The 12,861-nt window shown below is 72.3% G+C and carries 13 protein-coding genes; 2 read left to right on the top strand and 11 right to left on the bottom strand.

Annotated elements, in window-relative coordinates:
* Positions 1–54 precede the first annotated feature (54 nt).
* Positions 55–1,764, top strand: coding sequence for a lysine--tRNA ligase (locus tag L7N97_RS01115; RefSeq protein WP_237476546.1), 1,710 nt, complete (start codon positions 55–57; stop codon positions 1,762–1,764).
* Positions 1,765–1,767: 3 nt separating this feature from the next.
* On the opposite strand, the gene L7N97_RS01110 is transcribed toward L7N97_RS01115, so the two are convergent.
* On the bottom strand, positions 1,768–3,174 hold the full coding sequence (locus L7N97_RS01110) for an aminotransferase-like domain-containing protein (protein ID WP_237476545.1): 1,407 nt from the start codon (positions 3,172–3,174) through the stop codon (positions 1,768–1,770).
* Positions 3,175–3,279: 105 nt separating this feature from the next.
* Here L7N97_RS01110 and L7N97_RS01105 point away from each other — a divergent pair, with 105 nt between their 5' ends.
* Positions 3,280–3,543 carry a DUF1127 domain-containing protein gene (locus tag L7N97_RS01105; protein WP_237476544.1) on the top strand — a complete coding sequence of 88 codons (264 nt, stop codon included), beginning with the start codon at positions 3,280–3,282 and terminating at the stop codon, positions 3,541–3,543.
* 5 nt (positions 3,544–3,548) lie between these two features.
* Here L7N97_RS01105 and L7N97_RS01100 read toward each other — a convergent pair whose 3' ends face one another.
* The 10 genes from L7N97_RS01100 to bchL form a co-directional block, all read right to left on the bottom strand.
* Entirely contained in the window at positions 3,549–4,160 is a 612-nt protein-coding gene (locus tag L7N97_RS01100) for a hypothetical protein (protein WP_237476543.1), read from the bottom strand.
* 29 nt (positions 4,161–4,189) lie between these two features.
* Positions 4,190–6,064, bottom strand: a complete 1,875-nt coding sequence (gene puhE, locus L7N97_RS01095; protein ID WP_237476542.1) for a putative photosynthetic complex assembly protein PuhE — start codon at positions 6,062–6,064, stop codon at positions 4,190–4,192.
* A 298-nt stretch (positions 6,065–6,362) separates the two neighbouring features.
* Entirely contained in the window at positions 6,363–7,457 is a 1,095-nt protein-coding gene (acsF, locus tag L7N97_RS01090; protein WP_237476541.1) for a magnesium-protoporphyrin IX monomethyl ester (oxidative) cyclase, read from the bottom strand.
* Positions 7,454–7,759, bottom strand: coding sequence for a hypothetical protein (locus L7N97_RS01085; protein WP_237476540.1), 306 nt, complete (start codon positions 7,757–7,759; stop codon positions 7,454–7,456). Before L7N97_RS01085 ends, acsF begins: the two co-directional genes overlap by 4 nt.
* Positions 7,756–8,250 carry a photosynthetic complex assembly protein PuhC gene (puhC, locus tag L7N97_RS01080; RefSeq protein WP_237476539.1) on the bottom strand — a complete coding sequence of 165 codons (495 nt, stop codon included), beginning with the start codon at positions 8,248–8,250 and terminating at the stop codon, positions 7,756–7,758. The genes L7N97_RS01085 and puhC overlap by 4 nt, the downstream gene beginning before the upstream one ends.
* A 4-nt stretch (positions 8,251–8,254) precedes the next feature.
* A complete protein-coding gene (gene puhB / locus L7N97_RS01075; protein WP_237476538.1) occupies positions 8,255–8,959 on the bottom strand; it encodes a photosynthetic complex putative assembly protein PuhB in 705 nt (234 codons plus the stop codon).
* Positions 8,956–9,759 carry a photosynthetic reaction center subunit H gene (gene puhA / locus L7N97_RS01070; RefSeq protein WP_237476537.1) on the bottom strand — a complete coding sequence of 268 codons (804 nt, stop codon included), beginning with the start codon at positions 9,757–9,759 and terminating at the stop codon, positions 8,956–8,958. The genes puhB and puhA overlap by 4 nt, the downstream gene beginning before the upstream one ends.
* Positions 9,760–9,777: 18 nt before the next feature.
* A complete protein-coding gene (locus tag L7N97_RS01065) occupies positions 9,778–11,232 on the bottom strand; it encodes a BCD family MFS transporter (protein WP_237476536.1) in 1,455 nt (484 codons plus the stop codon).
* A complete protein-coding gene (bchM, locus tag L7N97_RS01060; protein WP_237481980.1) occupies positions 11,229–11,927 on the bottom strand; it encodes a magnesium protoporphyrin IX methyltransferase in 699 nt (232 codons plus the stop codon). The genes L7N97_RS01065 and bchM overlap by 4 nt, the downstream gene beginning before the upstream one ends.
* An 11-nt stretch (positions 11,928–11,938) precedes the next feature.
* Positions 11,939–12,763: a ferredoxin:protochlorophyllide reductase (ATP-dependent) iron-sulfur ATP-binding protein gene (bchL, locus tag L7N97_RS01055; RefSeq protein ID WP_237481978.1), complete on the bottom strand. Its 825-nt coding sequence runs from the start codon at positions 12,761–12,763 to the stop codon at positions 11,939–11,941.
* Between the last annotated feature and the right edge of the window lie 98 nt (positions 12,764–12,861).

Genomic DNA, 12,861 nt, shown 5'->3' with positions numbered 1-12,861 from the left:
ACGGGCGGGCCGCTGCCCCGCGAACCGTCGAACGCGAAACGGGTCACCACCACCATGCCGCCCCTCGACATGACGGCCGAACTGCTCGGCTCCGCCACCGCCTGGCCCTTCGAGGAGGCCCGCAAGCTCGTCAAGCGCGTGGAGCGCACCGGCCAGGCGAGCGTGCTGTTCGAGACCGGCTACGGCCCCTCGGGCCTGCCGCACATCGGCACCTTCGGCGAGGTCGCCCGCACGTCCATGGTGCGCCACGCCTTCCGGGTCCTGACGGGCGACCGCGTCCCGACGCGCCTCGTGTGCTTCTCGGACGATATGGACGGGCTGCGCAAGGTGCCCGACAACGTGCCGAACCAGGAGCTGCTGCGCCAACACCTCGGCCGCCCGCTGACGGAGGTGCCGGACCCGATCGAGCCTGGGATCAGCTTCGGCCACGCCAACAACGCGCGCCTCCGCGCCTTCCTGGACCGCTTCGGCTTCGACTACGAGTTCCTGTCCTCGACGGAGCTGTACCGCTCGGGCCGCTTCGACGCGGCGCTGCGGCTGATGCTGGAGCGGCTCGACGAGGTGATGGCCATCATGGTGCCGAGCCTCGGGGCGGAGCGCGCCGCCACCTACTGCCCGTTCCTGCCCATCCACCCCGAGAGCGGCGTGGTGATGCAGGTGCCGCTCGTGTCGCGCGACGTGGCGGCCGGCACGATCTCCTGGCGCGACCCCGCCTCCGGCACGCTCTACGAGACGCCCGTGACGGGCGGGCACTGCAAGCTGCAATGGAAGCCCGATTGGGCGATGCGCTGGCACGCGCTCGGCGTCGACTACGAGATGGCCGGCAAGGACCTGATCGACTCGGTGAAGCTCAGCGGCCGGATCGTGCGCGCGCTCGGCTCCGAGCCGCCCGAGGGCTTCAACTACGAGCTCTTCCTCGACCAGAACGGCCAGAAGATCTCGAAGAGCAAGGGCAACGGGCTCACCATCGACGACTGGCTGACCTACGCGTCGCCGGAAAGCCTGTCGCTGTTCATGTTCCAGAAGCCGTCGGCGGCGAAGCGCCTGTATTTCGACGTGATCCCGCGCGCCGTCGACGACTACCTCGGCTTCCTCGACGCCTTCGGGCGGCAGGGCGACCGGGAGAAGCTCGGCAACCCGGCCTGGCACATCCACGGCGGGGCGCCGCCCGCGCCGGAGCAGCTCGCGCCGGAGGGCGGCACCGGCACGACCCTCAGCTTCGTGATGCTGCTGAACCTCGCCGCGGTGGCGAACAGCGAGGACCCCGCGGTGCTGTGGGGCTTCCTCAAGCGCTACGCGCCGGGCGTGACGCCCGAGACGCATCCGCGGCTCGACCGGCTCGTCGGCTACGCGGTGCGCTACTTCCGCGACCGCGTGCGGACCGGGAAGCGCTACCGCGCGCCCGACGAGGTCGAGCGCGGCGCGCTCCAGGCGCTCGACGCCGCGCTGGCGGCCCTGCCGGCCGGCGCCTCGGCCGAGGACGTGCAGACCGCGCTCTACGACGTGGCGAGGCCCGTGCCCCGCTACCAGGACTTCAAGGCGAAGACGGCGACGCCCGAGCGGCCCGGCGTGTCGAACGAGTGGTTCAACACGCTCTACCAGGTGCTGCTCGGCGAGGAGCGGGGGCCCCGCTTCGGATCCTTCGCGGTGCTCTACGGCATCCCGGAGACGCGCGCGCTGATCGCCCGCGCGCTCGACGGCGGGCTCATCGCGGAGCACGCCGCCTTCCTGGCGGAGCGGGGCGCGCGGCCGGCGGCGGCCTGAGCCTCAGGGCGCCGCGGCGCGCTCGATCGACCGCGCCAGAACGGAGAAGACGCGCGGGTCCGCGCAGGCGGCGGCGTTGAAGCGGAGCCAGCCCGCCGCGGTGCGGGAGGCGCTGAACACCCCGCCCGGGGCCAGCAGCACGTCCTCCTCCAGGGCGAAGCGCGCCACCGCGGCCGAGTCGAGGCCGCCCGGCAGCTCGGCCCACAGGTACATGCCGGCGCGCGGCTCCAGCAGGGGCGACAGGCCGCAGGTGCGCAGGCGGCCGAGCGCCAGGGCGCGGTCGCGCGCGAGCTTGCCGCGCAGCGCCTCGACGTGGCGCTTGTAGGCGCCACTCGCCAGCACGCGGTGGGTGACCTGGGCGGACAGGTGGCTGCCGCTGTGGCAGGTCGACAGCTTGAGGTCGATCAGCCCCTCGATCCAGTCCGGCCGCGCCGCGACGAAGCCGCTCCGCATGGCGCTCGATACGGTCTTGGAGAAGCCGCCGACCAGCACCACGCGCCGGAACCCGTCGGCCGCGGCGAGCCGCGGCGTGGCGTCCTCCTCGAAATCGGCGAAGCAGTCGTCCTCGATCACCGTGACGCCGTGGCGCTCGACGAGGCCGAGCACGCGATGCGCGGTGGCGGCCGACATTGTGGCGCCGATCGGGTTCTGCGGGCCCGCCATGGTGAGGTAGACGCGCGGCCGCTCGGCGGCGAGGACGCGCTCCAGCGCGCCGACGTCGACGCCTTCCGGGCCGAAGGGCACGGAAACCACGCGGGCGCGGTGGCTGAGCAGCAGCGCCAGAAAGTTGAAGTAGCAGGGGTCGTCCACCAGCACCGTGTCGCCGGGCTCGATGAGGAAGCGCAGCAGCAGGTCGAGCGCGTGGCTGGCCGAGTCGGTCAGCAGCACGGAATCGGGGTCGGCCGCGACGCCGCGCGCGCCGAGATGCAGGCTGATCTGCTCGCGCAGGGGCGCGAGCCCGAGCGGGCTCGTGTAGCGGAGGCGGCCGGCGGGGTCGGGGTCGCGGGCGATGTCGCGCAACGCCTTCTGCACGGCCTCGTCGGGCATGTAGCTGTCCGGCAGCAGGCCCCAGCCGGGCTTCAGCACGTCCGGGCCGCAGGTCAGGTTCTGGCGCGTCATCCAGAGGGGGTCTATCGCGCGGTCGAGGTCGGGGCGCAGGCTCTGCAGCGACAGCGGGCGGGTGGCGCCGGCCACGAAGAAGCCGGAGCCGCGGCGGGACGCGATGGCGCCCTCGGCGACGAGGCGCTCGTAGGCGTCCACCACGGTCGACTTCGACACGCCCATCGCTTCCGCGAAGTCCCGCACGGAGGGCAGACGCGCCCCGGGGGCGAGGCGGCGCGAGGCGATCCGGCCGCGGATGTCGGCCATCACGGCGCCGACGCGGGTGGGGCTCGACGCGACGTCGTGCATCTGTGCTGGTCTCCGGGCCGGACAGTTCGGCGGAACTGTACCGGATCGTCCCTGTCGCGGCCAGGGCCGCGCGGGCATGCTGTCCCGACATCACGGAGACGGGCCATGAGCCGGACGACAGAGTTGACGAGCCTATCGACGCACCCGGGAGGCGCGGGGTGGGCGCTGCTGCGGCAGGCCCTGGGCTGGCCGATGCGGGTCCACCGCGCGCGGCAGACCATGCACGCGCTCGGCCGCCTCGGCGACCACGAGCTCCGCGACATCGGCCTGACCCGGCTCGACCTCTCGGCCGTGAGCGCCCTGCCGCTCGACGCCGACCCGTCCCCGACCCTGCGCCGCCGCGCCGACGAACGGCGCCGCCGGCGCTGAGGCGCTCAGCCGCCCCAGTCGAGCGTCAGCACCGACACGGTCGGCTTCACGCCGCGGAGCGCCGGGCTCGTCGATGGAAAGTCCTTCTCGCCCGAGACCCGGTCCGAGACCTTGGCCGGCGCCTTCGGGTCGGGGTCGAAGCGGACCGTGAGCGTGCAGCCGCCCGGCAGGCGGGGCAGGGCGCCGCCGTGCCAGTCCTTGGCATAGCCGCCGTAGTCCCAGAAGAAGCCGCTCACCGCGAAGGGACGCGCGTTGGCGGCCTCGACCTCCGCCAAGCCGGCGCCGAGGCCGAGCGTGCTGCCGCCCGCCAACCGCACCCGCCAACGCGAGCGATCGCGGATGACGACCGAGGCGGGCCGCCGACGATGCGCCGCGTCGGACCAGAAGACGTTTAGGCGCCGCGCCGGATCGGCGGCGTTCACGGCCGTGCCGTGTTCGGTCTGCCCCTCGGCGCCGTTGAGGTCGACGGACCTCACCGCAGCGCGGCCGAAGCGTTCGACGAGCGCGGCCTCGTCGGCGTCCCTCGGGATCGTCGCGCAGTCGATGACGTCGGCGGGCACCGGGCCGGCCGCGGCGACCGCTCCCGCGGCCAGGAGGGGCGCGAACGCCAGGGCCACGGCGACCCGGTCGCGGCGGCCCCGCGTCCTCACTCGGCGGCGACCGCCGGCAGGCCCTCGCAGCTCATGCCGGGCGCGTGCTCGGCGCAGCCGCAGCCGAGCGGGTGGACGCCGGCCCTGGCCCCGTCGCCCTTGGCGACCGCGAATGCGCGGTCGAGCGCGGCCTCGGTGGCGGCGCGCGCCGCGTCTCGGTCGGCGTCCGGCGTGCAGGCCAGGAAGGCTTCCGCCAGCCCGGCGCGGTCGAGCCCGGAGCCGATCGCCAGGGCCCGCGGGGCCTCGTCGCCCTGGGGCACGTGGGCCGCCACGCTGGCGCGCCCGCCGGCCACGTCGAACTTGACCCAGCCCTTGCCCGAGGTGGCGATGCCCTTCACGCGCATCACCTGCCCATGCGCGCCGCGCGCCATGGCGTCGAGCGCGTCGCGGAGCCGGTCGAGGTCGAGGTCGCCGAGCAGCGGCGCGCTCCAGGATTCGAGCCCGAGCGCCACCTCCTCGCGCGGCTTCGGCCGGTCGATCGCGTCCTCGGGTTCGGCGGCCGGCGCCGCCACCGGCGCGGAGCGGTCGAGGTCTGTCTTCTCGACCGGGATGCCGTATCGGGCCGGGACGACCAGCGCCTCGGGGTTCTGCGATCGCAGCGTTTCCGACACCATGGCGAGCTCGCCCGCCGACACGAGGTCGGTCTTGTTCAGGATGAACACCGGGGCGAGGCGCGTCTGCACGTCGAAATAGTCCGGCATGCGGACGTAGTCGCTGAGGAAGGCGCCGGCGTCGATCACCGTGTAGAGGCGCCGCGCCTTGATGAGGGGCGCGATCTCGGGCGTGTGGAGGGCGCGCAGGAGGGAAGCCACGTCGGCCACGCCCGAGGGCTCGATCAGCACGCGGTCGGGCTTCATCTTCGCCACGACCTCCTTGAGCTGCGCCGCGAGGTCGGAGCGCAGCGAGCAGCAGATGCAGCCGTTGGCGAGCTCCACCACGTCGGCGCCGCGGCCCTCCAGCAGCGCGCCGTCGAGGCCGAGGGCGCCGAAGTCGTTGACCAGCACGACCGTGCGCAGGGCCGGGTCGGCCTCTTTGAGCTTGCGCTGCAGGAAGGTGGTCTTGCCCGCGCCGAGGAAGCCGACGACGATCTCGACCTCGAAGGGCTTGCGCTCCCCGCGCGACTTCAGCCCCGGCGACCAGATGGCGCCGGCCGGCATGGGCAGCACCAGCATCCAGTGCTCCAGGATGGCGAGCGCCATCAGCACGGTGAGGAAGGTGTAGCCGGCGCGCTCCGCGACCGTCGCGCCGTCGTCGAGCGCCGCTTTGGCGACCAGCACGGTGACGACCGTCGACACCGTCACCGAGACCGGGAACAGCAGGTTCATCGAGCGCTTGCGCAGGAAGCTCTTCAGGAACTCCAGGTGCTCGGGCAGGAACTCCTCGTTGAGGTTGCGCACGCCGAAGAAGACGTTGAGCTTGGCACTCTGGTGCATCCACCACAGGACCATGAAGGTCCAGGTGCCGACCTGGTTCGGCCCGCCCCAGGTCAGCCAGACCACCGCGACCGCGGCCGCGATGATGGCGAGCTCGTGGTAGAGGCTGGTCTGCACGGCATGGACGAAGTGGCGGAAGCCGCCGCAGTCCTCGCGGCAGGGCTCCCTGCGCGAGCCCGTCACGAAGCCCATGTAGAAGCTCATCTCCTGCCAGCCCCAGGCGAGCAGGCCCCAGGTGAAGGCCCAGTAGGCGCCCGCCGTGGAGGTGTCGTGCGCCGAGGCCGCGAGGCCGTAGAGCGACACGGCGAAGACGGCCGTGGCCCCGAGCATCGACCATTTGAAGGTCCGGCGCGGCAGGTTGTCCACGTAGATGATGGCGACCGTCGAGGCCCACCACACGAAGAGGGCGAAGAGCGCCGGGCCGACATAGGCGATCATGGATGGCTTCTCCCGCGCCGAGGATCGTCAGACGGGACAATGCCCCGGCCCGCGACCGCTGCGGGGCAAGATGCCGGTGGTGCCGGTGGAGTGTCAAGTTAGGTTGACAGTCGCGTCCGTCCAGAGTGGCGCGCCTGATCTCCCACGGGCCGCGAGCCATCGTGCCGGCCCAGGTGCCTCGCTTCGCCCTCTCCAGCGTCATCGCGGGGAGGGCGATGCTCGTCGCCGAGCCGGTGGGCCTCGGCCTGCGCGGATGCGGGGGCAGGCGGGCCGATCGGTGGACGACCGGCCGCGCCCCTCACCACACCGGCTTGAGGTGGCTGGTCGCGGGGCGGAGGTTCGCCTTGGCCGGCAGGGCGAAGAGCCGCAGGAAGGTCGCGCCATTGGCGGCGATGCCGGCGTATCGCTTCAGCGCGCCGGCCGCCCCGCCCTGGCGGCGCGCCGCGGCGATGCGCTCGGAGGTCAGGCGGATGCGCTCCAGGCCGGCGCGGAAGCGGGCGTCGTCGGTGTCGAGCACCAGCGGGAAGACCTGACGGGAGATCTCCGACGTGACGGCGAAGACGCGGTAGTCGTAGTCGGTCGGGTCGATGCCGAGCGCCGCGTGAAAGGCCGGCCGCTGGTGGTCGCGCACGTACATGGTCGCGTAGACGGCGAGCAGGAAGAAGCGGATCCACAGCTTGTTGACGCCGCCCAGCAGCTTCGGATCGGACCGCATGAGGATCGCGAAAGCCTCGCCGTGGCGGAACTCGTCGTTGCACCACTTCTCGAACCACTTGAAGATCGGGTGGAAGCGGCGCTCCGGATGGCGCTCGAGGTGACGGAAGATGGTGATGTAGCGCGCGTAGCCGATCTTCTCGGACAGGTAGGTCGCGTAGAAGATGAACTTCGGCTGGAAGAACGTGTACTTCTTGGCCTTGGTGAGAAAGCCGAGGTTCACGCCGATGCCGAACTCCTTCAGCGCGTCGTTGATGAAGCCGGCGTGGCGGGCCTCGTCGCGGCTCATGTAGGTGAAGAGTTCTTTGATGTCGGCGTTCTTGCCGCGGCGCTTCATCTCCTTGTAGAGGATGCAGCCCGAGAATTCGGCGGTGAGCGAGGACACCAGGAAGTCGACGAACTCGCGGCGCAGGTCGTCGGGCAGGGCCGCGAGGTCGATGCGGTCCCAGTCCTCCGTGCGCTTGAAGTGGTGTCGGTTGGGGTCGGACTTCAGTTCGGCGATCAGCGCGTCCCACTCGTCCCGTACGCTCGACACGTCGGTGCGGTCGAGCTTGACGAAATCGGTGGTGTAGAAGCGCGGCGCGAGGAGCGTGTCCTCCTGGGCGAGCTTGGTGGTGTCGGCCGCCACGGCCGGCGGGGCGGGCGTGAGCGCGGCGCGCTCGGACACGACGGCGCTCATCGCAGTTGATCCCCCGAGAAGCTGAACTCGCAGAGTTCCATGAATTCGAAGTCGCCGGTCATCCGCGTCCACAGCCGCTCGACCGGCCCGGCGCGGCGGATGGTGGCGCGGCGGCGCAGCGTGCGGGATTCGCCGAACGGGACCTGCACGGGCTCGCCGTGCACGAGCACCTCGTCGCCGGGGTTCACCACCACGCCGCCGTCGAGGCGGACGTGGGCGTGCAGCGCGTCGAAGGTGTTCTCGATCTCGAGCGTGCAGGCGACCTCCACGCTCTTGCGTCCCAACAGCGATCCCAGCTTCATCGCTTGCCCTGCTCCGGCCTCACGAACTGCGCGAAGGCCTGCACCTGGGTGGGGCCGAAGGCGCGTAGATCGACGTTCTGGTGTGTGCCGAGGTCCTGCAGCCACACCCCGCCGTCCTTGGACAGCGACACGCGGAAGGCGCCGACCGCGGGCTCGCCGTAGCGCGTGCGGTTGCGCGTCATGCCGCGCACCAGCGCGCGGATGAAGCCGCCGTCCTCGGCGTCGAAGTTGGACACGACGGCATCGCCGCGGCCGGCGTCGCGCACCGTGAGGGTGTGGTCGTCGTTCTCGGTGAAGACGAGGTCGCGGCTCGCCACCGCGACGGGCGCGGCCTCGGCCGTGCGGCCGATGCCGGTGGCGTGGCCGAAGGCGCAGAACGCCACGGTGGCCACCATCAGGATGCCGCTGCCGACCATGATCGGCTTCGGCAGCGGGTGGTCCGGATCGGGGTAGGGATTGGCCGCCAGGGCCTTGAGGACGTCGGTGCTCACGGCGTCAGGCCGCCGCGCCGGCCGGCCGCGCCGTGCCGAAAACGCCGGGCTGGGCCGCTGGCGCCACGGGGACGGCCGGGATCTCCACGGTCTCGCCGTCGACGGTCTGGCCGAGGCGGAGCGCTTCGCGCTCGGCGGCGGCCCACAGGGCTCCGGCCACGATCACCTTCACCTCCTCGGCCTTGGGCACGCAACGCATCATGGGGGATGCTGGGAACAGGTGCCAGGGCCGAGCGTAGGGCCAAAGCTGGTGGAAGGCCAAGCGGCCTTTCTGGGGCAGCGAGAAGGCGAGGTCGCCCCGCCCCGCGAAGCCGCGGCGGACCTTCATGGTCTCGACCACGTGCAGCGGCAGGTTGATCAGCGCCGGGAGCGCCACGCCGTAGACCATGATGATGCGGCGATCCGTGACGGTGAACACCGTGGCGCGCGCCGACAGCCAGGCCAGCAGCGCCACGAGCGACAGCGCCAGCGCCATCGGGGCCAGCACCACGGAGCCTTCCGCGAGGGCCTCGGCGCGTGTGCCGCCGTCGTGCAGCGCGACCGACATGTGCCACACGCCGATGCCGATGAAGTAGAAGGCCACCCACGGCGCCCCGAAGGCGTCGAGGGCGAGGTGGCGCCAGTCCGGCTTGCCGCGCCACAGCACCGTCTCGCCCGCGGGAAGGTCGGCCGATCCGATCTCGCGCGGGATGTCGCTGAACTCGCTCATGCCTTCCCTCCCGACTCCAGGCCCTTCTCCAGGGGTTTGCTGTAGAGGTAGCCGCCCGCGTAATAGGCGTTGATCCGGTCTTCCTCGCGGAAGTTGATGATGTCCGGCACCGCGAGGCGCGGCACGCGGGCGAACTGCGGCGCGGTGAGCATGCCGATCACGGCCATCTTGTCCCGCGGCCTGATGTCCGCGAAGGCGACGGGCAGGATGGCGCGGTCGCCGCCGAACTTCGGCGCGACCTGAACCTCGAAGTAGGTGCCGAACAGCTCCGCCACGTTGATCCACACGTCGGCGATGGTGCCGACCCGGACGCCGTCGCGCGTCACCACGTCCATGCCGATGGGGCTGGTCTCGGTGCCCTCCACGGCGTGTTCGGGCAGCTTGCGCAGCGGCCGGATGTTGGGCTCGCCGTGCCAGGTCATGTCCGGCACCTCCTCCTTCAGCGCGTAGGAGGCGGGGCCGACGCCGTCGACCAGGGGATCGCCGGTCGGCACGTAGGGGGAGCCGGGGAAGTCGTGCAGCGGCACCAGGATGCCATCGAGGTTCCGCTCCTGGCGCGGGCCGGGCGACAGGATCGGCTCGCCGAACTTGCGCAGAAACACCTTGGGCTTGGGCATGGGCGGGAAGCCCACGACCTGGACGCGCCCGCCGGTGCGGTCCGTGCGGTCGGACTCGAGCGGGTAGCCCTCGCGCTTGTCCTCCTGGCGGATGTGGTAGACGAGCCCCAGGAAGAACAGCACGAAGAGGATGAACAACACCTCCGGTATGTCGATCTGTTGCGTGAAATTGACGTGCGGCATGGTGCGGGGCTCCGCGGTTCAGCTCTGGATCTGGACGGTGTCGGCGGCGGCCCGCGCCCGGCGGGCCTCGGCGAGGCGGAGCTTCGCCGCCTCGGCGCCGGGCAGGCGCACCAGGGGGCCGATGACGGCGAGGCCGGCGAAAAGCAGCGCGAGCTCGACGTGGTAGACCACGCCGTAGCCGGCCGAGGCGTCGCTGAGCGCGGGGCCGAGCAGGGCGGCGACGCCGGGCGACTCGACGAGGTCGCGCAGGCCGCCGCCGGCCGCGATGGCGACGCCGGCCGCCGTGGCCTGCACCGCGCCCCACAGGCCGAGCGCCAAACCGTTGCGCAGGGAGCCGCCGAGCGCCATGGCGGCCGTGAGCGTGCCGACGGCGAAGAGGCCGCCGCCGAAGCCGATGCCGGCCGTGCCGAGCTCGAACAGCCACAGCGCATGAAGCGCGCCGGCGAAGATCATCGCCACCACGGCCGGGATGCCGGCCGCGAGGCCGAGCGCGCCGAGGAGGTGCGCGTCGGCGCCGCGGTTCAGCATGCGGGCCGCGAGCGCGAAGGCGAGGAGCGTACCCGCGGCCAGGAGCGCGGTTAGCAGCGTCGTGCCGGACACCGAGAGGCCGAAGACGGCGCCGCCGTAGGGTTCCAGCAGCACGTCCTGCATGCCGAAGGCCGCGGTGCCGAGCGCCAGCGCACCGAGCAGGCGCACGGGGTGCCGTTTGCGGTCGAGCGCGCGCCACGACTGGGCGAGCGTCGGCACGGGCTCGGGCGAGCCGGGTTTGCGCGCGGTGCGCCGCTCCTGGTTCCACACGCCGACCGTGTTGAGCAGGAAGGTGGCGAGCGCCGCGGCGTGGATGCAGCGGATCAGCCGCGTGGCGTCGAAGTCGCGCAGCAGCCAGCCGAACAGCAGCGCGCTGACCACCATGCCGACGAGCAGCATGGAATACAGCAGCGCCACGACGCGCGGGCGCGACGCGGGCGGGGCGAGGTCCGTCGCCAGCGCGAGGCCGGCGGTCTGCACCATGTGCAGCCCCGCGCCGACCAGGATGAAGGCCAGCGACAGGCCGATGTGGCCGACCGCCGTGGTGCGCGGGTCGTGGTCGGACAGCACGAGGAGCCCGAAGGGCATCAGCGCGAAGCCGCCGAACTGCAGCAGCGTGCCCATCCACACGTAGGGCACGCGGCGCCAGCCGATGATCGAGCGGTGGTGGTCCGACTTCTGGCCGATCAGGGCGCGGAACGGCGCGACCGCGAGGGGCAGGGCGATCAGGAAGGCCACGAAGGAGACCGGCAGGCCGAGCTCGATCACCATGACGCGGTTCAGCGTGCCGTTGAGCAGCACCAGCGCCATGCCGACCGACACCTGGAACAGCGACAGCCGCAGCAGCCGCCCGAGCGGCAGCTCGGCCGTGCCGGCGTCGCCGAACGGCACCGTGCGGGCGACGGAGCGCAGCAGGGAGAGGGGGGCGAGGGCGCGCGGCTTCATCGGCGCACGAGCTCCAGGGCCTGGCTCGTGTAGAAGCCGGAGGCGATCCGCTCGCTCCAACCCGCCTCCCAGTTCGACAGCGCCGGGGCGGCGGCGAGGCGGCGGCGCAGGCCGGCCTCGGCCACCGGCACCAGCGAGGGCGAGCGCTCCCCGCGCGGGAACAGCCGGCCGACAGCGTGCATGGCGGCGAGCAGCGTCGTGCGCGGCGCGAAGGTGAAGAGCAGCGTCTCGTCCGCCACCGCGCTCAGCCGCTCCGCCATGCGGACGATGTCGGCGAGGTCGTAGTGGATCAGCGAATCCATGGCGACGACGTGGTCGAAGCGGCCGTGCCGCCCCGCCAGCATGTCGCCGGCCTCGAAGCGGACCGAGCCGGCGAGGCCGGCCGGGACCCGCTCGCGGGCGAAGCCGATCAGCGTCGGCGAGATGTCGACCGCCACGACCTCGGCGCCGCGCCGCGCCGCCTCGATGGCCAGCGCGCCGGTGCCGCAGCCGGCGTCGAAGACGCGGCGGCCGTGGAGGTCGGCGGGCAGGCGCGACAGAAGGGTCGCGCGCATGCGGTCGCGTCCGGCCCGCACGGTGGCGCGGATGCCGGACACCGGCGCGTCTGAGGTCAGGCGCCGCCAGGTCTCGGCCGCGGTGCGGTCGAAATAGGTCTCGATCTGCGAGCGGCGCGCCTCGTAGCTGCGGGTTTCCAAGGTCATGGACATCAGTCGAACCCCAGGAAGTCGAAGATGTCGCGGTCGCGCATGGCGCGGCCCTCGCAGGGGACGGTGCCGGCCCACAGCGTCGCGGCGAGGCGCAGGTACTCGTCCTTGACGGCGTCGAGCTCGGGCGAGGGCGGCATCTCGAACAGCGTCGACTTCTTCAGCCGCGAGCGGCGGATGGCGTCGAGGTCGGGGAAGTGGGCGAGGCGGGTGAGGCCCGTCGCCGCGTTGAAGCGGTCGATCTCGTCCGTGCCGGCCGAGCGGTTGGCGATGACGCCGGCGAGGCGAACGTCGTAGTTCTTCGCCTTGGCGCCGATCGCCGCGACGATGCGGTTCATGGCGAAGATGGAGTCGAAGTCGTTGGCCGTGACCACGACGGCGCGCTCGGCGTGCTGGAGCGGCGCCGCGAAGCCGCCGCACACGACGTCGCCGAGCACGTCGAAGATCACGACGTCGGTGTCCTCCAGGAGGTGGTGCTCCTTGAGGAGCTTCACGGTCTGGCCGACCACGTAGCCCCCGCAGCCCGTGCCGGCCGGTGGACCGCCGGCCTCGACGCACATGACGCCGTTGTAGCCCTCGACCACGAAATCCTCGGGGCGCAGCTCCTCGGCGTGGAACTCCACCGATTCCAGCACGTCGATGACGGTGGGGATCAGGCTCTTGGTGAGCGTGAAGGTGGAGTCGTGCTTCGGGTCGCAGCCGATCTGCAGCACCCGCTTGCCGAGCTTGGAGAAGGCCACCGACAGGTTGGACGAGGTGGTGGACTTGCCGATGCCGCCCTTGCCGTAGACGGCGAAGACCTTGGCGCCCTCGATCTTGCCGTCCATGCGGACCTGCACGCTGCCGGCGCCGTCCGGCGGGGCGCGGCGCACCGCCGGGGCCTTCACGCCGGCGCGGGCCGTGATGTCGACCCGCGAGGCGGCGG

It is taken from the genome of Lichenibacterium dinghuense (assembly GCF_021730615.1).
Taxonomy (GTDB): domain Bacteria; phylum Pseudomonadota; class Alphaproteobacteria; order Rhizobiales; family Beijerinckiaceae; genus Lichenihabitans; species Lichenihabitans dinghuensis.
This window is presented reverse-complemented; position numbering and strand designations above follow the sequence as displayed.

Excerpts from the sequence above, each read along its gene's own strand:
- L7N97_RS01110 (WP_237476545.1), bottom strand. The coding sequence starts at position 3,174 with ATGCACGACGTCGCGTCGAGCCCCACCCGCGTCGGCGCCGTGATGGCC.
- L7N97_RS01085 (WP_237476540.1), bottom strand. The coding sequence starts at position 7,759 with ATGAAGCTGGGATCGCTGTTGGGACGCAAGAGCGTGGAGGTCGCCTGC.
- bchL (WP_237481978.1), bottom strand. The coding sequence starts at position 12,763 with ATGGACGGCAAGATCGAGGGCGCCAAGGTCTTCGCCGTCTACGGCAAG.
- puhB (WP_237476538.1), bottom strand. The coding sequence starts at position 8,959 with ATGAGCGAGTTCAGCGACATCCCGCGCGAGATCGGATCGGCCGACCTT.
- acsF (WP_237476541.1), bottom strand. The coding sequence starts at position 7,457 with ATGAGCGCCGTCGTGTCCGAGCGCGCCGCGCTCACGCCCGCCCCGCCG.
- puhE (WP_237476542.1), bottom strand. The coding sequence starts at position 6,064 with ATGATCGCCTATGTCGGCCCGGCGCTCTTCGCCCTCTTCGTGTGGTGG.
- L7N97_RS01105 (WP_237476544.1), top strand. The coding sequence starts at position 3,280 with ATGAGCCGGACGACAGAGTTGACGAGCCTATCGACGCACCCGGGAGGC.
- L7N97_RS01115 (WP_237476546.1), top strand. The coding sequence starts at position 55 with ATGCCGCCCCTCGACATGACGGCCGAACTGCTCGGCTCCGCCACCGCC.
- puhA (WP_237476537.1), bottom strand. The coding sequence starts at position 9,759 with ATGCCGCACGTCAATTTCACGCAACAGATCGACATACCGGAGGTGTTG.
- L7N97_RS01065 (WP_237476536.1), bottom strand. The coding sequence starts at position 11,232 with ATGAAGCCGCGCGCCCTCGCCCCCCTCTCCCTGCTGCGCTCCGTCGCC.